The 21,695-nt window shown below is 42.8% G+C and carries 15 protein-coding genes; 9 read left to right on the top strand and 6 right to left on the bottom strand.

The features are described 5' to 3' along the window. Positions 1-468: 468 nt before the first annotated feature. Entirely contained in the window at positions 469-3,918 is a 3,450-nt protein-coding gene (locus A7968_RS16165; RefSeq protein ID WP_064667612.1) for a PAS domain-containing hybrid sensor histidine kinase/response regulator, read from the top strand. A 45-nt stretch (positions 3,919-3,963) separates the two neighbouring features. On the opposite strand, the gene A7968_RS16160 is transcribed toward A7968_RS16165, so the two are convergent. After that, entirely contained in the window at positions 3,964-5,331 is a 1,368-nt protein-coding gene (locus A7968_RS16160; protein ID WP_064667611.1) for an L-cystine transporter, read from the bottom strand. 402 nt (positions 5,332-5,733) lie between these two features. Between A7968_RS16160 and A7968_RS16155 the strand changes: the two genes are divergently transcribed. Next, positions 5,734-7,167: an alpha-amylase family glycosyl hydrolase gene (locus A7968_RS16155; RefSeq protein ID WP_064667610.1), complete on the top strand. Its 1,434-nt coding sequence runs from the start codon at positions 5,734-5,736 to the stop codon at positions 7,165-7,167. A gap of 62 nt (positions 7,168-7,229) precedes the next feature. On the opposite strand, the gene A7968_RS16150 is transcribed toward A7968_RS16155, so the two are convergent. Continuing rightward, complete coding sequence (locus A7968_RS16150; RefSeq protein WP_064667609.1) at positions 7,230-7,892, bottom strand: response regulator; 663 nt, start codon at positions 7,890-7,892, stop codon at positions 7,230-7,232. Positions 7,893-7,991: 99 nt separating this feature from the next. Continuing rightward, a complete protein-coding gene (locus tag A7968_RS16145) occupies positions 7,992-10,280 on the bottom strand; it encodes a TonB-dependent receptor (RefSeq protein WP_064667608.1) in 2,289 nt (762 codons plus the stop codon). A gap of 256 nt (positions 10,281-10,536) precedes the next feature. On the opposite strand from A7968_RS16145, the gene A7968_RS16140 reads away from it, so the two are divergent. Genes A7968_RS16140 through A7968_RS16120 form a run of 5 tightly spaced genes read left to right on the top strand, consistent with a single transcriptional unit; the run spans position 10,537 to position 15,185 of the window. Further along, positions 10,537-11,838, top strand: a complete 1,302-nt coding sequence (locus A7968_RS16140; protein WP_064667607.1) for a GntP family permease — start codon at positions 10,537-10,539, stop codon at positions 11,836-11,838. A 9-nt stretch (positions 11,839-11,847) separates the two neighbouring features. After that, positions 11,848-13,044 (top strand): E22 family MetX-like putative esterase, encoded by a 1,197-nt coding sequence (locus tag A7968_RS16135; RefSeq protein ID WP_064667606.1) that lies wholly within the window; start codon positions 11,848-11,850, stop codon positions 13,042-13,044. Then, positions 13,037-13,798: a 3-hydroxybutyrate dehydrogenase gene (locus A7968_RS16130; protein WP_064667605.1), complete on the top strand. Its 762-nt coding sequence runs from the start codon at positions 13,037-13,039 to the stop codon at positions 13,796-13,798. Before A7968_RS16135 ends, A7968_RS16130 begins: the two co-directional genes overlap by 8 nt. Positions 13,799-13,806: 8 nt before the next feature. Beyond that, positions 13,807-14,514 carry a CoA transferase subunit A gene (locus A7968_RS16125; protein WP_064667604.1) on the top strand — a complete coding sequence of 236 codons (708 nt, stop codon included), beginning with the start codon at positions 13,807-13,809 and terminating at the stop codon, positions 14,512-14,514. An 11-nt stretch (positions 14,515-14,525) separates the two neighbouring features. Then, complete coding sequence (locus A7968_RS16120; RefSeq protein ID WP_064667603.1) at positions 14,526-15,185, top strand: 3-oxoacid CoA-transferase subunit B; 660 nt, start codon at positions 14,526-14,528, stop codon at positions 15,183-15,185. 115 nt (positions 15,186-15,300) lie between these two features. Here A7968_RS16120 and dapD read toward each other — a convergent pair whose 3' ends face one another. Genes dapD through map form a run of 3 tightly spaced genes read right to left on the bottom strand, consistent with a single transcriptional unit; the run spans position 15,301 to position 19,594 of the window. Further along, positions 15,301-16,128 (bottom strand): 2,3,4,5-tetrahydropyridine-2,6-dicarboxylate N-succinyltransferase, encoded by an 828-nt coding sequence (dapD, locus tag A7968_RS16115; protein WP_064667602.1) that lies wholly within the window; start codon positions 16,126-16,128, stop codon positions 15,301-15,303. A 9-nt stretch (positions 16,129-16,137) separates the two neighbouring features. Further along, the gene (gene glnD / locus A7968_RS16110) at positions 16,138-18,756 is read right to left on the bottom strand and encodes a [protein-PII] uridylyltransferase (RefSeq protein WP_064667601.1); all 2,619 of its coding nucleotides are present in this window, start codon (positions 18,754-18,756) and stop codon (positions 16,138-16,140) included. Positions 18,757-18,808: 52 nt separating this feature from the next. Then, the gene (gene map, locus A7968_RS16105) at positions 18,809-19,594 is read right to left on the bottom strand and encodes a type I methionyl aminopeptidase (RefSeq protein WP_064667600.1); all 786 of its coding nucleotides are present in this window, start codon (positions 19,592-19,594) and stop codon (positions 18,809-18,811) included. A 272-nt stretch (positions 19,595-19,866) separates the two neighbouring features. Here map and rpsB point away from each other — a divergent pair, with 272 nt between their 5' ends. Further along, positions 19,867-20,595 carry a 30S ribosomal protein S2 gene (rpsB, locus tag A7968_RS16100; RefSeq protein ID WP_064667599.1) on the top strand — a complete coding sequence of 243 codons (729 nt, stop codon included), beginning with the start codon at positions 19,867-19,869 and terminating at the stop codon, positions 20,593-20,595. Between the two features lie 106 nt (positions 20,596-20,701). Further along, a complete protein-coding gene (gene tsf, locus A7968_RS16095; protein WP_016707642.1) occupies positions 20,702-21,553 on the top strand; it encodes a translation elongation factor Ts in 852 nt (283 codons plus the stop codon). The last annotated feature ends 142 nt before the right edge of the window (positions 21,554-21,695 follow it).

The following is a 21,695-nucleotide window of genomic DNA, read 5'->3' as shown; positions in this document are numbered from 1 at the left end:
CAATATTTGTTTTTGTGCATTGTAGTGGTATGTGAAAAAAGTGCCAGTATGGTAAATAGCATGTGTGTCAAAAGTAACGCTGAATCTGATAAAACACGCGATAAAATATCATTTTGTAATAACTTGTAACATTTTAGCGAGAAAAGCGCTGCATTACTGTGTAGAGGCACAGTTAAATATATTGGTTATCACTTAAGCAGAGTTCATATTATTTACACTGGTTTTGAAGCGTTCAGTAAAGCTAGAAACGTGATTGTTTGCTCATCATAAACAGGTAATCTTTGGCGTATTTTAATGTTAATTATCGGTTAGAACTGCAGCTCTGTTAATATCAGCTTGAAATAGTGCTCATTTATTTTTAAATTTTTTAAAGGCACATTTGAAAAATATTTAGTACTAAAGTTAGTGCTGTAATTTTTCATCAAAACGCTTATGCTGGTTAAATAATAATTAAAAATATCAGCGGTTATGTTTTCTATTTGGTCAATAAGCTTGCTCGCCATTGTATATTTGGGAATTTTATTTGCTGTGGCGGGGTGGGCAGATAAACGCAAAACGCTGCCTTTTAAAGGCTTAACCTACGGGCTATCGTTGGGTGTTTATTGTACCTCATGGGCGTTTTATGGCACCACTGCGCAAGCGGCGAATAATGGCTGGTGGCTGGCTCCTACTTATGCGGGCACTATTTTGTTGTTTATTTTTGGTTGGCAAGTGTACTGCCGTATTGCGCATATTTGCCGCCAGCAAAAGCTTACCTCAATGGCCGACTTTATTGCCACGCGGTATGGTCAGTCTTCTAGTCTCTCCGGTTTAATCTCGCTTATTTCTGTAATTGCCATTGTGCCGTATATTTCATTACAACTGAGCGCCACTGCGCAAAGTATTAATTTATTAACTGCACGAGCTGCATCGCAAAGCCATCAAGTCTGGGCTGATAGTACGTTTTATATCACTTTGCTATTAGCATTGTTTGCCATTTTATTTGGTGCTAGGAGGTTAAGGCCGAGCGAGCACAACCCTGGGCTGATTGCCAGTATTGCCTTTGAATCTATGGTTAAGTTACTGGCGTTTATGGTGGTGGGCTTATATGTCTGTTTTGTGCTTTTTGATAGTCCAGCTGCTTTATTTGCCAAAGCCGCAGAGCTAAATATAGATAAACAGGTGGCCGCAACACAAAGCCCAACTTATGTGTATGTTGCACATACATTATTAGGGATTTTAGCCACGTTGTGTTTGCCACGGCAATTTCACATGAGCTTTATAGAAAACAATAGCGATAAAGAGCTGGCCTCAGCACGCTGGTTATTTCCTATTTATTTGCTGCTAATCAATCTATTTATTTTACCTATTGCTTATGCGGGATTGATTTACTTTCAAGGTACTGACGTAGGTTACGATACGTTTGTTTTGGCGTTACCGATGGCGGCAGACAGTCCGTTGGTGGCATTGTTAGCTTTTTTAGGCGGCTTTTCAGCGGCAACCAGCATGGTAATCGTATCGGCTATTGTGCTTTCTGTGATGATCACCAATGATTTTATCAATCAGTTTATTTTACGTCGTTCTCAACTTACTTCGAGCAGTCGTGGGCTTGATAAAAATAACCTGCTGCATGCGCGTAAAATCGTCATAGTATTAATTTTATTACTTAGTTATTTTACCCATCGTATTCTTGGAGAGACCAACACCTTAGCCAATGTGGGCCTTATGTCGTTTACCTTAGTTGCGCAATTTGCTCCTGCAATGGTGATAGGTTTATGGTGGCGACACGCTTCGTGTCGAGGGGCACAGCTGGGTATTTTAACTGGCTTTATAATTTGGGGTTACACTTTATTATTGCCAAATCTTGCTAGCGGCCTTGGTAATGATAGCCGTTGGTTGATAGCTGGACCATGGCAAATAGCTTGGTTAGCACCCACTGATTTATTCTCTCTGGGTTTAGAGAGTATTAGCCAAGCGGTGTTATTGTCATTAGGGGCAAATTGCGTTGTGTATTTTTTAGTGCCGCTATTTAGCCAAGCGACCTTAGCAGAGCGATTACAAAGCAATAAGTTTATTCCTCAATTATCCGATTCGCGAATTAATACCGCCTTACAACCATTGAACTACCATGATTTAGGTGCGCTGTTACAGCGGTTTGCCGAAAAAGATGCCAGCCAACTATTAGTAAACCAATACTTTCCAACGGATAAAAGTAAGTGGAAACACCCAGCAAATGTACAACTTGAGTTATTAATAGAACGAGAAATGTCTGCAGTGATAGGCGGGGCATCGGCACGGCTTATTTTAGATGTTGCAAAAAATGAGCAACGTCAGCCACTAGAGCAAGTTGCTGAACTTGTTGATGAAGCGACGCAAGTGCTGAAGTTTAATCGTGACTTACTGCAATCCACCATTGAAAACATTCAACAAGGCATAAGTGTAGTGGATAGTGAACTGCGTTTAGTTGCATGGAATCAAGGCTATAAATGCATGTTCTGTTATCCGGAAGCGGCACTTTATATTGGCCGCCCAGTGGCTGATATTATTCGTTTTAATGCCGAGCGTGGCTTGTTTAGTGGCGAAGATATCAATACCGAAGTAGAAAAACGCTTAGCCTATTTAAAACAAGGCAGTGCCTATAAATATCAACGCTCACATAATGATGGCCGGGTGTTTGAGATGCAAGGTAACCCGCTACCAGGTGGTGGCTTTGTAACTACTTATACTGATATTTCAGAGTTTGTTAAGCAGCAAAAAGCACTCAAAGAGGCAAATGTTAGTCTTGAAGAAAAAGTAGCAACACGGACAAAAGCTTTAACGCAAGCTAACCATGAGCTGTCTGCGGCAAAATTAGTTGCCGAACAAGCAACGGTGAGTAAAACTCGCTTTTTTGCTGCAGCGAGCCACGATTTATTACAACCTTTTAATGCGGCCAGTTTGTTTTGCTCATTAATGAATGAAAAAGCACAAGACACTCAGCTACAAGCGCTGGCGCTTAATATTAAAAACTCATTAGGGAGTGCTGAAGAGCTGTTGTCGAGCATTTTAGAACTGACAAAACTGGACTCTGGAGCATTTAAAGTTCAGTACAGTGAATTTGCAGTTAGTAGCTTACTTGAGCCATTATGTAATGATTATGCGGCACTTGCGAGAGAAAAAGGGCTTAATTTCATTGTGCAGACGTGCGATGTACGATTAGTTACCGATAAAGCATTATTACGCCGAGTGCTGCGTAATTTACTCAGTAATGCCATACGTTACACCGAGCAAGGCGAAGTGCGTTTAAAAATGCAACGCCATGATGAACAGGTCTCTTTCATTATTGAAGATACAGGGATCGGCATTGCTGCAAGTGATCAACAAACGATATATCAGGAATTTAAACAGCTAGGGACAAAGCCCAATGCTGAGGGATTAGGGCTTGGCTTAGCGATTACTAAAAGAATTTGTGACTTATTGAAAATTCCTTTAATGATGGGCTCTGAACTTGGTAAAGGCACGCAATTTACATTAACCTTACCTTGTAAAGCAGCTCGGATCAGCACTGCGCTACACATTGCAGAGCAAGGCCAAGAAACCGAACTAGGGCGTTTGCATATTTGGTTAGTTGATAACGACCGCAATGTACTCGAAGCACTTAAGCAGTTACTCGAAAACTGGGGTTGCGAAATTGCGACTGCCACTAATTTAGTGGAGCTTGAGCAGTTAAAAGTAACCCATAAACTCCCGCAATTATTGATTGTTGATTATCAACTGGATGATGGTGTAACTGGGCTTGAGGTTATAACCCAAGCAGACCTTGAAGCGTTACCGGCAATAGTAAATACCGCGGATCATGACGAAAGTATTCGTGAGTTGGTACTGGATGCCGGTTATCCATTATTATATAAACCAGTTAAAGCTCCCGCATTAAAACGAATGATTAAGCGGCTCACTTAACTAACCGCTGCTGATACGACAATATCAACAGCGGTTATGAATGGGTTAGGCTTGTTGCTCTAAGTTGTCTGGGTTTTTTTGCCTTAATATGCGGCTGGTTATTGTACCTGCGGTCATTGATCCCGATACGTTAAGTGCGGTACGGGCCATATCAATGAGTGGCTCAATAGAAATTAATAATGCCGCGATGGTGACGGGTAAGCCCATTGCTGGCAGTACAATAAGGGCCGCAAATGTAGCGCCGCCACCGACACCGGCAATGCCAAAAGAGCTGATCGCGATGATCGCGACTAACGATACAATAAACTGAAAATCCATTGGGTTAATGCCCATACTGGGGGCCACCATAACTGCTAACATGGCCGGATAAATACCCGCACACCCGTTTTGGCCTATAGTCGCGCCAAATGAAGCCGATAAGTTAGCAATCGCTGGTGGTACATTAAGCTTGTTGATCTGAGTTTCTATATTGAGCGGAATAGACGCCGCAGAGCTGCGAGAAGTAAAAGCAAAGGTCAGTACCGGCCAAATTTTTTGGAAGTACTGTTTAGGGTTCACCCCTACTAACGAAATCAATATCGCGTGGACAACAAACATCAACAAAATAGCAATATAAGAAGCCACAATAAAACCGAGTAAGTTTAGTATGTCGCCGGGGCTTGAAGTAGCGACAACTTTTGTCATTAATGCGGCAACCCCGTATGGGGTTAACGCGATCACCATTTTTACCAAGCGCATCACAATCGATTGCGCCGCTTCAACAAAAGTACCAATAGGTGTTGCTAGCTCGGTTTTTTCAAGCATTACTTTACGTGCAGCAACCCCTGTTAAAATACCAAAAATAACCACTGCGATAATGGATGTTGAGCGTGAACCGGTTAAATCAGCAAATGGATTAGTAGGGATAAAGCTCAGCAACATTTGCGGGACCGTTAAATCGCTGAGTGTTGCTGCGCGACTTTCAAGAATTGCAATACGCGAGGTTTCGCGGGCACCTTCGGTGAGGCCTTCGGCGGTTAACCCAAATACTTGCACCATCATAATGCCGATCAGCGCGGCAATAGCGGTTGTTATCACTAAAATACTAATCGTTAAACTAGAAATCTTACCGAGCGAGCCGCCTTTTTCAAGCTTGACTACTGCGGCAATCATCGACACTAATACTAACGGCATAATGACCATTTTTAATAAGCCAATATAACCACTGCCAATAATATCAATCCAACTTAAAGTTTCTTTAACAACAGCATGGCCTTCACTAAAAACCAATTGTAAAGCAAGACCAAACACGCTACCTGATACTAAACCAAGCAGTACTAACCGAGAAAGTGTGTGAGTTTTTTGCTGTTGCTGAAAAAGCACAAACAACAGCCCCACAAATACCGTGATTGACACGATTGCGGCAATAGACATGAAACAACGTCCTTAAAAAGTAATGAACCCAATAATGCGTACCAATGCCAGTAAAATACCGATCATTGTTTGGGTAAAAAAAGAAACATAAGCGTAATTGCGCGCAAAGATATAAGGCGAACAGCAGAAACCAAAATATGAAATCAGTATTGCTTAGAACAAATGGTTATCAATCCTATACTGATAGAGTAAAAACAATATAAAACAGTGAGTTTTGTTACGTGCAATAAACCAGCGCAATAAGCGTTAATTTTATTTCCAGACAAGCTGTGTGGACTATATTTGAGATTATTTGCTAACAGCTGAATACGTATTCAACTTGAGCGGTTTTATTTAACGTAGTACTAATCTTAATCGATTCAGAAAAAAGTGTACTACCATAATAAAAACAGGAGATAAACTATGTATCGTCAACGTAATTTGAGGCAATACTGGCGGCAACTGATTCTGGCTCTGGTCAGCGTTAGTTTTGTAGCTTGTCAGTCCGTATCGACCAACACGCCCAAGGTGCAGCATAATGCGTATCAACCTACCCCATATGTTCAGGTAAAGCATCCTGAGTGGAGTAAAAACGCAGTAATTTACCAGATCAACACTCGGCAATTTACCTCTGAAGGGACTTTTGCCGCTGCGCAACAGCAGTTACCTCGATTAAAAGAGCTAGGTGTCGATATTCTCTGGCTTATGCCTATTCAGCCGATTGGGGAAGTAAACCGTAAAGGCCGTTTGGGAAGCCCATACTCAATTAAAGATTATTACGGAGTAAATTCTGAGTTTGGCAGTCTTGAAGATATTAAAGCATTTATTGCTGCTGCACATCAGCAAGGTATGTATGTGATCCTTGATTGGGTTGCGAATCATACCGCGTGGGATAGCAACCTCGTAACTGAACATCCTGATTGGTATATTCGTGACTGGAAAGGTGATTTTAGGCCAACCCCGTGGTGGGACTGGAGTGATATTATAGAGTTGGATTATAGCCAGCCTGCTTTACGCCAGTATATGACCGAGGCGATGAAATATTGGGTTGAATACGTTGGCTTTGATGGTTTTCGTGCCGATGTTGCGGGGTTTGTGCCGCTCGATTTCTGGAATAATGTGCGTAAGGAGCTCGACGCAATTAAGCCCGTATTTATGCTCGCTGAGTTTGAGGGACGCGATTTTCATGCTCAAGCATTTGACATGACCTACGGCTGGACATGGCATCAAGCGATACATGCGATAGTACAAGGCCATGCGGATGTGAATAAGCTTTATGTTTACTACTCATGGAATGAAAAATACTATCCGCAAAACATTATGCGCCTATTAGGGGTGAGTAATCATGACCAAAATGCATGGGAAGGCACTGAGTTTGAAATGTTTGCTGATGCGTTACATGCTGTGATGGCGTTATCGGTAGTAAGTGAAGGCATGCCGATGATTTATAATGGTCAAGAAGTGGGCAATAGCAAGCGGTTAGCTTTTTTTGAGCGTGATGCCATTGTTTGGCACGATGAAAATGACAATTTTATCCAGCATGAAAATGGCGCTTTGTATAAAAAATTATTTGCACTGAAAAAAGCAAATTCGGCACTGTGGAATGCTAATTGGGGGGCTCGGATGATCCCTGTACACAATAGCCAGCCAGCACAGGTACTTAGCTTTGTACGGCAAAATGATCACAATAAAGTGTTTGCAGTCTTTAACTTTAGTGACAAACCGCAACGTATTCGCTTTAAAGAAAATTTACACCATGGCGAGTACGAGGAGTATTTAAGCGGCGATAAAGAGGCGTTTAATGCTAACAGTAGTTTGCAGTTGGCTGCGTGGGATTATCGCATTTACGTGCGCTAAAACAAAATAATACTGCTGATTGAGCTTTATATCGGCAGTGTTATTAACACTTGCCCACCTTGTTAACTAACCTCGGCTTTACCCACTTGTGATAATTGGTCAAAGAGTATGCCTGCTTGGGTACGGTTGTATACATTGAGTTTGCGCAGGATAGCCGACACATGTTGTTTGATGGTGGTTTCTTGAATCGACATTTCAAAGGCTATTTGTTTATTCAGTAGGCCATCGGCAATCATTGCTAGTACGCGGTATTGCTGTGGTGTGAGCTTTTCGAGATTGCGGGCAAAGCTGCTTTGCTCGTCGTTAATAACTATGTCGGTTAAATCGATTTCAGGTGGCAGCCAAGTATCGCCATTGAGTACGTGACTAATGGCTTCGCTTATTATATCTAGCGAGGATGATTTTGGGATATAACCAGCAGCCCCTAAGCTCATGGCTTGTTTTATGATCGCAGGTGTTTCATTAGCAGAGACCATGATCACTAGAATATCAGGGTAACGATTTCGTAGTTGCGAGAGTGCCTGTAGACCATTTGCACCCGGAATGGTTAAATCTAAAAAAATTAACTCTATTTCAGGGTGCTCGGTTAATAGGGCAAATAAACCATCAATGTCGCTGGTTTCTTTTATATGTTGTTCAGGCACTGAGGTGGCCGCGGCTTGGCGCAGTGCACTTCTAAATAACGGGTGATCATCGGCAATAATAGTGTTCACAGTTAAAGACATTCCCTAAAACTCCAATGCAGTATGTTATAAGTGATTTTTTACCTTGAAACAAGGTTTACCTGCGGTGAAAAGAACAGGTAAACCTTTTTAGACAATAACTTAAAAACGGTAACCGACAGTGAATGACACAGTACGAGGGTCGCCATAATAGCCAATTAAGGTGTTATCTCCACCTAAGCCTGGTGTGTATTTGCTGACATCACTTGGGTCGCTCGGATCGGGTGCTACAAACTGGTAGCCACCAATCATGTATTCTTCGTCTGTGAGGTTTTTACCATATAGCCCTGCGCTCCAGTGGCCATCAGTGCTGTACCAGGTAATACCAATGTTGAGTAAGCCGTAAGCATCTTGAGTGAGCAGGCTATCTTCTTCAAATAGCGCGTAATCACCACGGTAGTAATAGTTACCGTTCATAACAAAGTCGCCCATCTCAGTATACATACGATAAGTAGCACCGAGGTTAAAGGTTAAATCAGGCGTATTTGATACACTAAAGCGATCAGATTTATCAAATGCTTCACCCGTTTCAGGGTCGTAATCTATAACATTATCAAAGCTACTATCGATATAGCCAATTGATGCATCAAAGCTGAGTGATTCTGTGGCTATGTAGTTAAGTTCTACTTCTATACCATCAGAAGTAGATTCACCAATATTGCCTAAGCGCTGGTTTAAATCTGCTGCATTATCACCCGGTAATACAGAGATATACTGACGGTCTTTATGGTCAAGGGTGAATAAAGTTACGTTGGCTCGTAGGTTATCGTTCCACTCGCTTTTCATGCCAAATTCGAATGAATCAACAATTTCAGGCTTAGCGGCAGGTTCAGCAGTGGTGGCACGAGGGTTGAATGTCCCGGATTTGAAACCTTGTGCGTAACTGGCAAAAAACATAATGTCACGGCTATATTGATACTCAACGCCTGCCCGAGGGGTAAAACGTGACCAATCTGCGCTGTCATCTAATACTGTGGGGACTAGTTGTCCTTCAGGGCGAACATAACCCGGTACCCAACCTGACTCAGGGTATACTGTATCAAATATGAGGCCGTTATTTACAATCGCGTCTTTGCTGTCTTGGGTGTAGCGAGCACCTAAGGTCATCGACCACTTATCATCAAAATCATAACTGCCTTGGATATACGCGGCCTTACTGGTTGAGTTGCTGCATCCGCTAACTTCACGAGTGAGGCTGGCCGCACCTAAGCTTTTACCGAGCTCTTCTAAAATGGCTTCAAATTGTCCACAAGACTCACCATCATAGTAATATAAACCAGATACCAGTTTGTAGTTATCGCCTTGATGATTGAGTTGTAATTCGTGCGTGGTTTGTTCGTCATCATAAATTGCTGGTACATCAAAAATACGAATCGAGGTGTTATCGAAATCGATATTAGTGGGTGAATAACTTTCACGACTTGAGCCAATATACTTAATACTGGTGTTGCTACTCATGTCCCAGCGGGCCGTTAAGCTGTAGCCTTCAAGTTCAACCTTGTTCCATGTTGGTAAACTGGTGTATGAGTCGTATACGCTGTCAGGTACAGGTGCATCGGTGAGTAAGCTCGGTAGTAAACGGTAACCGCCTTTGGCGTTGGACTCATCTTCGGTTTTATCCCATGTTAGGCGAAAAAACAGCTCATCGGTGGGGGTGTACTCTAAGGTTACACGTGCGGCGGTTACATCTTTGTTGTAGTTTTCGCGGTCTTGATTATCTAAATCTGACGTTAAAAACTCCCCAAAACCATCGCGGTTCAAAGTAGCAAAGCCAAAACCAACATAAAGCTTTTCATCAATCAGCGGCAGTTGTCCGGTGATCTTCAAATCTTTTTGATTGTAACTTCCGACTGTGCCTTGCACGTTTAAAGTGGCATCGCCAGTCATTTCTTTAGTGACATATTTAATGGCTCCACCAATGGTGTTTTTACCGTAGAGTGTACCTTGTGGTCCCCGTAATACCTCAATTTGTTGTACATCCAGTAAATCTAAAACAGCGCCTTGTGGTCGTGCTAAGTAGACATCATCAATATAAATGCCCACGCCAGGTTCATAACCCCATAGCGGGTCTTGTTGGCCAACGCCACGAATAAAGGCGGTAATGGTAGAGTTAGTTCCACGGCTCGCTTGCAACGTGGTGTTAGGTGAAAACTGCTGCACTTCGGTCATCACGCTGATGCCATTTTCGGCAAGTTGCTGCGCGCCAATTGACGTTACGGCAACGGGCACTTCTTGCAAGTTTTCAACCGTTTTTCGCGCAGTCACTTCAATGCGCTCAAGTTCGCCTTTTTTTGCAGTAGTCGTTTGCTCAGCGGCAATACTATTAGCACTTAATAAGGCTAATGAAACAGCGAGTGTGACCGGTGTGATGTTTTGATTGAGCTTGATCATGGTGTGTTCCTGTTTATTGTTATCGTTAATGGTTTGCTCATGTCACCTGCATTCAATGTAGAAGATAGTTGCAAAAAAGGAATTAGTACCATAGTGCTATACGCAATTAATTCCTTGACTTATAAGGGGTTTAAGCCAAATTTATAATGTGTAGTACCTTAGTGTTATGTCTTTTTTGGTGGTTTACAGTAAGACTAAAAGCAATTACTGCGATGTCACCTCATCTTGGGTAATAACAATAATTATAGGAATGTCTATGCTGAGCATGATAGGGCTGTTAGGCGGTTTAATACTGCTGATTATTTTAACGTTGCGTGGCGTAAATTTATTTATTGCTGCGCCTGTATGTGCACTTTTAGTGGCATTAAGTAGTGATATGGCGATATTTCCAGTCACTGCTGATAGTAACTTTATTAATGCTTATATGGATGGCTTTGCGGGCTTTTTAAGTGCGTGGTTTTTTATGTTTTTACTGGGCTCTCTGTTCGGTAAGTTTATGGAAGACACCGGCGCTGCTGATAGCGTGGCAAGCTATATTGTAGGTAAATTAGGCATGAAACAGGCCGTGCTGGCTGTGGTGATTGCTTGTGCTGTATTAACCTACGGCGGGGTAAGTGTGTTTATTGTCGCGTTTTCAGTTTATCCAATGGCATTAAGTTTGTTTAAAGACGCTAATTTACCACGGCGCTTTATTCCAGCTACTTTGGCGTTTGGGTCGGTGACGTTTACGATGACCTCTGCGGGCTCACCTGAAATTCAAAATTGGATCCCGGTTAAATATTTAGCCACTTCTCCGTATGCTGCATGGGAAGTGAGCTTAGTGGTTGCAATTTTTATGGCAACTGCTGGTTACTTCTGGCTCAACAAGATGATCAAAAAAGCGCAAGCAAATGGTGAGTGCTTTGCAGCCCGTGATGATGATCCGGTAATTATTGAACGGGAGCGACCACACCCAATTACTGGCATCATTCCATTATTAGTGGTGTTGTTGCTGTCTTTTACTTTGCATGATGTATTACAGCAAACCGCATTAATAGTCGCATTGCTTGGTGGTGTATTAAGTATTGTGGTTATTAACTATAAGTATTTCCATAATATGGCCAATGCTATCAATGTGGGTACTACAGGTGCTTTAGTTGCCATTGGTAATACTGCCGCCGTGGTGGGTTTTGGCGCAGTGGCAAAAGTATCACCAGCATTTATTGCCGCCGTTGATGCGATGACTCATATGCCCGGCAATGAACTGGTTGGTGCAGCTGTTGCCGTGAGTGTTATTGCGGGTTTAACTGGCTCAGCATCAGGTGGCCAAGCGATTGCGTTGCCATTAGTTGCGCCGCAATACTTAGATATGGGTGTTAACCCTGAGCAATTACATCGGGTGGTGGCCATTAGTTCAGGGGCGCTGGATAGCTTGCCGCATAATGGTTATGTGGTCACGACTATACGGGCGATTTGTAAAGAAACTCACCAGCGTGCGTACTGGCCATTGGCTGCGTTAACAGTCGTTATTCCGATAATTGGCGTCGCACTGGCGCTGGGCTTGTTTATCATTTTTTAAGGAACAGCAATGAAAACTAAACTAATAATACTGATGTTGTTTTTTGTTTATAGTACGGCAGCTTTGGCAAACGAAAAAGTCGCGACTATGTTGGTAGAAAAGCAACATTTCAGCACTGAAAATTTTATAACTGTGTCAGGTAAAACGATTGCTCAAGTTGATATTGGCTGGGAAAGCTATGGCACCCTTAATGAAGAAAAAGATAATGTAATTTTAATCACTCATTACTTTTCTGGGACGTCTCATGCCGCTGGTAAATATAGTGCTGATGATGCTTTACCTGGCTATTGGGATACGCTGATTGGTCCAGGCAAAGCGATTGATACTAATAAATATTTTGTCATTAGCTCAGATACGCTAGTCAATGCCAACTGGCATGATCCCCATGTTATCACCACAGGACCGGCATCGATTAACCCAGCGACGGGCAAACCTTATGGGCTCGATTTCCCTGTGGTGACCATTACTGATTTTGTTAATGTACAAAAACGTTTGTTAGATAGTTTAGGAGTTAAAAAATTACACGCAGTGATGGGCGCATCAATGGGCTCATTCCAAGCGCTTGAGTGGGCGGTACGTTATCCAGCTCAAGTAGAGCGACTAATACATGTGATTGGTGCTGCCACTATGGATGCATGGACAGTCGCAGCACTTGAAAAATGGGCGCTACCGATACGTTTAGATAAAAATTGGCAGCAAGGTGACTATTACGACAAACAGCCTCCTCTCGACGGTTTAGCCGCAACGATGTTGAACATTACTCAAGATGCCATGCACCCAATTATTTATAACGCCAGTTTTCCTGATTTTACCGTGCGCGACCAAGGGGCACTTAAAGATATTCGCACTTTACCTAAGCTAAGCCAAACATTAGCAGCTAGGGCATTAGCGCGAGCGAAAACGCAAGATGCTAATCATGTCCTTTATTTAGTTAGAGCGTCACAGTTATTTAGTGCCGGTATGCAGGGTGATGTGAATGAAGCATTAAAAAAAATAACCGCTAAAACCTTATTATTACCTGCGAGCAATGACCTATTACTACGCCCTGAAAATATGCGCAATGTGTATGAAGCAATGCAAGAGTTGGATAAGGATGTTGCGATCTCTGAAATTTCAGGAGGCTGGGGGCATTTAGATGGGATTTTTTCAATCTCACCAAAAGCACAATTGATCCGCGAATTTTTAGAGGACGATAACCATGAGTAAAACAGTATTAATTACTGGAGCTGCCAGTGGTATAGGCCTTTACGTAGCAGAGCAGCTTGCCATCGCAGGGCACAACATTATTGTGACAGATCTAAATGAGCAAGCAGCGCAGCAGGCTGCGGCACACATAGTTGCACAGGGCGGCAGTGCTGAGGGTTATGCATTGAACGTGGCTGATAGCCAAGCTATTACACGCTTTTTTACCATGCTTAATCAACCGATAGATGTACTTATTAATAATGCGGGTATTCAGCATGTGGCAAAGCTAGAAGAGTTTCCAGCAGATACATGGCAACTTTTACAGCAGGTTATGTTGGTGGGACCGGCGATGATGAGCAAAGCGGTGTTGCCACGTATGCGCGAGCAAAATTTCGGTCGTATCATTAATATAGGCTCTATTCACGCTATGGTTGCGTCTAAATATAAGTCAGCCTATGTTGCGGCGAAGCACGGTTTAATAGGCTTTGCCAAAACGGTGGCATTAGAAACTGGCGACAGCAATATTACCATTAATACAGTGTGCCCTGCCTATGTGAAAACCCCGTTGGTTGAGCAGCAGATTGCTGCACAGGCGAAACAGCATAGCATTTCACAACAGCAAGTTATAGACACCATCATGCTTGCACCCATGCCAAAAAAAGCCTTTATAGGTTTAGATGAAATACTGCATACCATTTGTTTTTTAATGGCCGATGAGGCGCGCAATATTACTGCACAAGCTATTGCCATTGATGGTGGCTGGACTGCTCAATAGGAGGGATTATGGCTGGTTTTGATAAAGTAGTGACAAGTTATAGTGAAGCAATGGCAGGTCTTACTGATGGTATGACAGTGATCGCGGGTGGTTTTGGACTATGCGGTATTCCTGAGGGGTTGATCGCGCAAATAAAGCGTCAAGGCACACGTGATTTAACCGTAGTCTCGAATAACTGCGGCATTGATGGGTTTGGTCTTGGCGTGTTGCTTGAAGATAAGCAAATTAGCAAAATGATTGCCTCATATGTGGGTGAAAATGCGCTTTTTGAGCAACAGTTACTTAGCGGCGAATTAGACGTTGAACTGACTCCACAAGGTACATTAGCTGAAAAAATGCGTGCCGGTGGTGCGGGGATCCCTGCTTTTTATACGGCCACCGGCGTAGGTACTGTGGTGGCTGAGGGCAAAGAAACCCGCCATATCAATGGCCGCGATTACTTATTAGAGCCCAGCATTACTGGTGATTTTGCCATTATTAAAGCGTATAAGGCGGATCGCTATGGCAACTGTATATATCGTCATACTGCGATGAACTTTAATCCCATGGCTGCAACTGCCGGTAAAATTACCGTTTTAGAGGTTGAAGAAATTGTTGAGCCTGGTGAGCTTGAGCCAAGCCAAATTCACACCCCTGGTATTTATATTGACCGAGTGATTAAAGGCGAGTTTGAAAAACGCATAGAGAAAGTCACCACCCGAGATAACAATAAATAAGGAGCTCGCAGATGGCATTATCACGAGAACAAATCGCGAAACGCGTAGCGATGGAACTGCAAGATGGTTATTACGTGAACTTAGGGATTGGCATTCCAACCTTAGTGGCCAACTATGTGCCTAGTGACATAGAAGTAATGCTGCAATCAGAAAATGGCTTGTTAGGTATGGGGCCATACCCAACGGCAAGTAAGGTTGATGCTGATATGATCAATGCGGGTAAAGAAACGGTTACCGCGGCTAAAGGCGCTGCCATTTTTAGTTCTGCAGAGAGTTTTGCCATGATCCGGGGTGGTCACGTAGATTTAACTGTACTGGGGGCTTTTGAAGTTGACCAACATGGCAATATAGCTAGCTGGATGATCCCCAATAAGTTAGTGAAAGGTATGGGGGGGGCCATGGATTTAGTCGCTGGTGCAAAAAATATTATCTGTACCATGACTCATGCTAATAAACAGGGTGAATCTAAATTACTCAGCGAATGTAGTTTACCGCTCACAGGAGTGGGCTGTATCAACAAAGTGATCACCGATCTTGCGCTACTTGAAATTAAAGACGGCGCGTTTTATTTATTAGAGCGCGCACCGGGGATTTCGACAGAGGAGATAATAACTAAAACGGCTGGTAAATTAATTGTCGCTGGTGATATTCCGGAAATGCAATTTAATTAATATGATTAAAAGTAAGCAGCAATTGTTATTAAGCTGGATAAAAAAGCCCTAACGCTGCACAGCGTTAGGGCTTTCATTTCTTCACTGTTAACGCAAATCAGCTTACTGCTTTGTATTATTCGTCAATCGATCTCAATAATGCATTAATCCCTACTTTTTCGCGGGTTTGCTGATCTACTTTTTTCACGATAATTGCAGCGTACAGACTATGAGTACCGTCTTTTGATGGTAGTGCACCAGGGACTACTACTGCGCCTGCTGGTACGCGGCCGTAGTGAGTTTCGCCAGTTTCGCGATCGTAAATACGAGTACTTTGGCTGATGTAAACACCCATTGAAATTACTGCGCCTTCTTCTACGATCACGCCTTCTACGATTTCAGAGCGAGCACCAATGAAACAGTTGTCTTCAATGATAGTAGGATTGGCTTGTAATGGCTCTAAAACGCCGCCTATGCCAACACCACCTGATAAATGGACGTTCTTACCAATTTGTGCACATGAGCCTACAGTGGCCCAGGTATCAACCATAGTGCCATCATCAACGTATGCGCCAATGTTTACATAAGAAGGCATTAATACCACGTTTTTACCGACGAAGCTGCCTTTACGGGCAACCGCGTTTGGTACTACACGCATGCCGCCTTGTTGAAATTGCTCCGGCGTATAATCGCTAAATTTAAGCGGTACTTTGTCGTAAAATTGGTTTACGCCGTCGTTCATTGGTTGATTGTCACGAATACGAAACGACAGTAAAACCGCTTTTTTTAGCCACTGATGGACTACCCATTCACCACTGATTTTTTCTGCAACTCGCGCAGCACCACTATCAAGTAGCTCAAGTACATCGATAATTGCTTGCTTTACGTCGCTTGATACTGTGCTTGGGCTAATGCTATCGCGATTATCCCAGGCGTTTTCAATGATGTTTTTTAAATCTGACATAAGGTCCTCTTATTCGGTTTCTGCGTTGAGTTTTTTACGCAATGCTTGGTGAATTTTTGCTTGCTCTTCGTCGGTAAGCGCTTGGTATTCGTTATTTGAGACCACGAAGAAATCTTCTGCACGTTCACCCACTGTGGTGATCCGTGCGGCGTGTATATGTAATAAATGGGCTTGAAACACTTCGGCTATTTTGGTTAATAAACCAGGAATATCCACCGCTTGAATTTCGATTAAGCTGCGATCTTTACGCGGGTGCGGGCGCAGAATAATTTTTGGCTTAATATTAAAGTCTTTAAAGCGCTGTGAGCGATTCTTTTTAAAGCGAATTTTCTTTTTCGGATCGGCCAGGGCTTGATCAAGGCCCCGTTTGATTGATTGTGCTTGAGCACTGGCAATCGGATCGCCACTGACTTCAAGTACTACAAAACTAAACAGCACATAGCCGTCGCGAGTAGTGAGCACTTGCGCGTGTTGGATTTGTGCTTTTTTAGAGCCAATCACACTTACCAAACGGGCAAATAAACCACCGGAGTAGGGGCTGTAGACAAATATCTGCGTACCGCCGTGCATGGCGGTATTTGATACCGCAACACTGGGTTGGCTTAAATCGTCACAGTTTAGTAAGTGTTCAGTATGCCATGATAACTGTTGCTCACTAAAAGCAGTAAAGTAATTTGCTTTAAAGCGGCTCCAAATTAAATCAATCTGATTTTCATCATAGCCATTGTTGATGAGGCGTTGTTTGGCTTGATGCTTTTTATCGCGAATTTGATCGCGTTGATCCATTGGGTTTTCAAGGCCTAGCCGTAATGCGCGTTGAGTATGTAAATACAGCTCACGCAATAGGGTGTTTTTCCAATCATTCCACAAATTATCATTGGTAGCGCGAATATCTGCTACCGTTAAGCAATACAGGTAATCAAGTTGTCGCTCGGTTTTAACTCGGGTAGCAAAGTCTTTAATTACATCTGGGTCATTAATATCTTTTCGCTGTGCAGTTACAGACATAAGCAAATGATTACTAACCAGCCAAGCAATTAATTTGCCATCGGAAGTTGAAAAACGATGTAACTTGGCAAAGGCAATAGCATCAACAGCACCAAGTTCGGAGTGATCGCCACCACGGCCTTTGGCTATATCGTGGAAAATACCCGCTAAGTACAGTAGCTCGGGTTTGTCCATGCGGGTGACAATTTCACAACAGATAGGAAACTCTGCGACGTTGTCTTTACCAAAATACTGGTAAATATTGTTGATCAACTTATGGGTGTGCTCATCCACGGTATAGGCGTGAAATAAGTCAAACTGCATTTGCCCAAAAATATTACGCCACTGCGGTAAATACGCTGCTAACATGCCGTGTTTGTGCATCAGTGTAAATGCGCGGCCCATGCCGTTAGGATGTTTTACTAGCCGCAGGAATGCTTCACGGCAGGCGGCATAATCTTGTAAATCACCTAACAGGCGTCGGCGTACTTGGCGAATGGTGCGAATCGTACTTGGGTAAATATGGGTGATTTCAGGGTTGTCGGCAATGTGTTCAAATAATACAAACAGTTGGTCACGGCGGAAAAACACTGACGGGTTTTTTACTCTAATCTGATGGCCAACGCGTTCGAAATTACGGTCAAGTTCAATCACGGCTTGCTCGTTACTTTCAGGCAAAATACTTTGCTCAAAGTACGACAATAGCATTTGATTGAGCTCACGCACGCGGCTCATGATCCTAAATAACCGTTTCATCATTCGTTCGACAGAGGCTTTACCATCGCTACCAAAACCGAGTAAATCGGCGGCCAGTGGTTGGTGATCAAACAGTAAACGGTTTTCCGAGCGACCCGCAGCTAAATGCAGCGCAAAACGAATATTCCAGAGGTTTTCTAAACACTCTAATAGCTCTTGGTATTCTTCGTGTGTAAGGTACCCGTGACTTATCAATTCTTGTAAGGTTTCGGCTCTAAAATGCTTTTTAGCGACCCAAATAATGGTTTGCAAATCGCGCAGACCACCCGGGTTTTCTTTAATATTGGGTTCGAGATTATACGCCGTGCCATGGCATTTTTTATGGCGTAATTGTTGCTCGTTTACTTTTGCTAAAAAGAATTCATCGGACTGCCAAATTGGCGTGTCGAGGATATGGGCTTTGAGTTTTTCGTATTCGATATGATTACCAAACAGTAACCGGCTTTCGAGTAAGCTGGTGGCAAAGGTGACGTCTTCACGTTTTTGCTCAATCGCTTGCTCAATGGTTCGCACACTATGGCCTATCTCTAAATTGAGATCCCACAGCATAGTAACAAACTGGCCAATTTTTTCACAGATTGCTTCTGATGGTTGCTCAGTCACTAATAATAAAAAATCGATATCAGAATAAGGGTGCAGTTCGCCGCGGCCATATCCGCCTACAGCAATCAAGGCTAAATCAGGTTCATGCGCTAAATCATAAGCATGAAACAGTTTGATCAGTAGGCGGTCAATAAACTCAGCCCGAGCATTAATCAAATTACCGACGGGTTGTTTTGAAAACTCGTTTTGTAACCATTTATAAAAATAACTAGAACAATCGCGATAATCGGTGAGTTGCTCAGCATCGCTGAGCAACTTCTTAACTTTATTTGGTAATGCCACGTGGGCTGGCTCCTTAGCATACTACCTCACCCTAGTTAGGGCGAGTCAGTATTTAGTGTTCAATGATCCTGTCTATCGTATCATCTGATCGCAGCGTTAAAATTTCAACACCATTTTCAGTTACGAGCAGAGTGTGTTCCCACTGTGCGGATAAACTACGGTCTTTAGTTACCACCGTCCAGTCATCTTTTAATAGTTTACATTGACGTTTGCCTGCGTTAACCATAGGTTCAATCGTTAAACACATGCCTGCTTTTAATGTTTCACCAGTGCCAGCACGGCCGTAATGCATTACCTGCGGCTCTTCATGAAATTCACTGCCAATACCATGGCCGCAATATTCACGAACGATAGAGTAGTTAAAGCTCTCAGCGTATTTTTGAATTGCTTCGCCGATGTCTCCTAAACGCACACCAGGTTTTACCATTTTAATTGCTAAGTAAAGACTTTCTTGGGTTACTTCAGCAAGGCGCTTACCTTGGATGTTTGGGGTACCAACATGGAACATTTTTGAGGTGTCGCCGTGATAACCATCTTTGATCACTGTGATATCAATGTTGACACTGTCACCATCTTTTAATGCTTTGTCGTTTGGAATACCGTGGCAAATTACATGATTTACTGAAGTACAAATTGATTTTGGAAAGCCATGATAATTTAAGGGTGCAGGAACCGCTTTTTGCACATCTACAATATAATTATGACAAATTGTATTGAGCTCATCAGTGGTAACACCAGGGACTACGTGTGGCTCTATCATTTCCAGTACTTCCGCCGCTAAGCGCCCGGCAACACGCATTTTCTCTATTTCTTCAGGGGTCTTGATCACAGCGCTCATGGAGGCTCCATTATCGAGTTTCATTACATTTATCGCCGCACAATTTTTGCACGCAACGTTGAATATTTATTTTTAATATGGTATAAAGCGCGCCGTCTTTTTACAAATAAATTCTTAAATGATTTTTTGTATTTAAGGCAAACACAATTTTATTTTAACACACACACGTATCGTCACATACACTTGGGTGCATTTCAGTTTCATTTAACTGCGGTGTTGGTGCTATGGGGTATGTGGAGGCCTAACCCTAAACTAAACAGAGGAAATACAAAATGGCAAACGTTTCAATGCGCGATATGCTTCAAGCTGGTGTTCACTTCGGTCACCAAGCACGTTACTGGAACCCTAAGATGAAGCCTTTCATCTTCGGTGCACGTAACCGTGTACATATCATCAACCTTGAGCAAACAGTACCAATGTTCAACAACGCACTTAAGTTTTTAACTGGTGCAGCGTCTAACAAAGGTAAAGTTCTTTTCGTTGGTACTAAGCGTGCAGCAAGCGAAGCAGTTAAAGATGCAGCTATCGCAAGTGATCAGTATTACGTAAATCACCGTTGGTTAGGTGGTATGTTGACTAACTGGAAAACAGTTCGTCAATCAATCAAGCGTCTTAAAGACCTTGAAATCCAAAGCCAAGACGGTACTTTCGAGAAGTTAACTAAGAAAGAAACGTTAATGCTTAACCGCGAAATGGAAAAGCTTGAGAAGAGCCTTGGTGGTATCAAAAACATGGGTGGTCTTCCTGACGCACTTTTCGTTATCGATGCAGACCACGAGCACATCGCTATCCGTGAAGCTAACAATCTAGGTATTCCAGTTGTTGCGATCGTTGATACTAACTCTAACCCAGACGGTGTTGATTTCATCGTACCTGGTAACGATGATGCGATCCGTGCTATCCAGCTTTACACTGGCGCAGTTGCAGCAGCTATCACTGAAGGTCGTGAGAGCAATATCGTTGCTCAAGCTGAGAAAGACGACTTCGTAGAAGCTGAGTAATTAGCTGTCATCAAGTCTTCACCTAAATTTAGGTGAAGACTTGCTATTCTTGTAGAGCGGGTAACCCGCTTATCTAAAACCTGTATTCAGATTTGAGGATTTACTAATGGCTGTAACTACTGCCCTAGTTAAAGAATTACGCGAGCGCACTGGCGCTGGCATGATGGATTGTAAAAAAGCGTTAACTGAGACTGATGGTGACATCGAGTTAGCGATTGAAAACATGCGTAAAAGTGGCGCTGCTAAAGCGGCTAAAAAAGCAGGTAACATTGCTGCTGAAGGTACTATCATCATCAAGCAAAACGCGGGTGTTGCAGTACTAGTAGAAGTTAACTGTCAAACTGACTTCGTAGCGAAAGATGCAAGCTTCTTAGCATTTGCTAACAAAGTTGCTGACGCTGCTATCGCTGAAACGATTGCTATCGAAGACTTACAAGCTAAGTTCGAAGATGATCGTGTTGAGCTAGTAACTAAAATTGGCGAAAACATCAATGTACGTCGTCTACAGTACATCGCTGGCGAAACGCTAGTTGAGTACCGTCACGGTGAGCGTATTGGTGTTGTTGTTGCGGGTGTTGCTGATGAAGAAACACTTAAGCACATCGCAATGCACGTTGCTGCTTCAAACCCAGAATACCTAACACCTGCTGATGTACCTGCTGATGTTGTTGAAAAAGAAAAGCAAGTACAAATCGATATCGCGATGAATGAAGGCAAGCCTGCTGAAATCGCTGAGAAAATGGTTGTTGGTCGTATGAAGAAATTTACTGGTGAGGTTTCTCTTACTGGTCAAGCTTTCATCATGGAACCTAAAAAATCTGTTGGCGAAATTCTTAAAGAGAAAAACGCAACAGTTACTGGCTTCGTACGTGTAGAAGTTGGTGAAGGTATCGAGAAGAAAACTGAAGATTTTGCTGCTGAAGTAGCTGCGCAGATTGCTGCCGCTAAAGGTCAATAAAATCGATTTCCTTTGACGAAAAAGTGAGTTAGATGAAATTAATCTGTTATTTGCTTTTGCGTCATCGCTGAAAATTCTTTAAAATAACCGCGCTCTTTATGTGAAAATCATAAGCGCGGTTATTTTTTATCCTTTTTTTATA

Source organism: Pseudoalteromonas prydzensis (assembly GCF_001661495.1).
In the GTDB taxonomy this organism is placed as follows: Bacteria; Pseudomonadota; Gammaproteobacteria; order Enterobacterales; family Alteromonadaceae; genus Pseudoalteromonas; species Pseudoalteromonas prydzensis.
The sequence above is the reverse complement of the archived record's forward strand: the minus strand, read 5'-3'. Positions and strand labels throughout refer to the sequence as shown.

Bases quoted from the DNA above. Each gene is read 5' to 3' on its own strand.
- tsf (WP_016707642.1), top strand. From the start codon at position 20,702: ATGGCTGTAACTACTGCCCTAGTTAAAGAATTACGCGAGCGCACTGGC.
- A7968_RS16165 (WP_064667612.1), top strand. From the start codon at position 469: ATGTTTTCTATTTGGTCAATAAGCTTGCTCGCCATTGTATATTTGGGA.
- A7968_RS16135 (WP_064667606.1), top strand. From the start codon at position 11,848: ATGAAAACTAAACTAATAATACTGATGTTGTTTTTTGTTTATAGTACG.
- map (WP_064667600.1), bottom strand. From the start codon at position 19,594: ATGAGCGCTGTGATCAAGACCCCTGAAGAAATAGAGAAAATGCGTGTT.
- A7968_RS16140 (WP_064667607.1), top strand. From the start codon at position 10,537: ATGCTGAGCATGATAGGGCTGTTAGGCGGTTTAATACTGCTGATTATT.
- A7968_RS16150 (WP_064667609.1), bottom strand. From the start codon at position 7,892: ATGTCTTTAACTGTGAACACTATTATTGCCGATGATCACCCGTTATTT.
- rpsB (WP_064667599.1), top strand. From the start codon at position 19,867: ATGGCAAACGTTTCAATGCGCGATATGCTTCAAGCTGGTGTTCACTTC.
- A7968_RS16155 (WP_064667610.1), top strand. From the start codon at position 5,734: ATGTATCGTCAACGTAATTTGAGGCAATACTGGCGGCAACTGATTCTG.
- dapD (WP_064667602.1), bottom strand. From the start codon at position 16,128: ATGTCAGATTTAAAAAACATCATTGAAAACGCCTGGGATAATCGCGAT.
- A7968_RS16130 (WP_064667605.1), top strand. From the start codon at position 13,037: ATGAGTAAAACAGTATTAATTACTGGAGCTGCCAGTGGTATAGGCCTT.
- A7968_RS16120 (WP_064667603.1), top strand. From the start codon at position 14,526: ATGGCATTATCACGAGAACAAATCGCGAAACGCGTAGCGATGGAACTG.
- A7968_RS16160 (WP_064667611.1), bottom strand. From the start codon at position 5,331: ATGTCTATTGCCGCAATCGTGTCAATCACGGTATTTGTGGGGCTGTTG.
- A7968_RS16145 (WP_064667608.1), bottom strand. From the start codon at position 10,280: ATGATCAAGCTCAATCAAAACATCACACCGGTCACACTCGCTGTTTCA.
- A7968_RS16125 (WP_064667604.1), top strand. From the start codon at position 13,807: ATGGCTGGTTTTGATAAAGTAGTGACAAGTTATAGTGAAGCAATGGCA.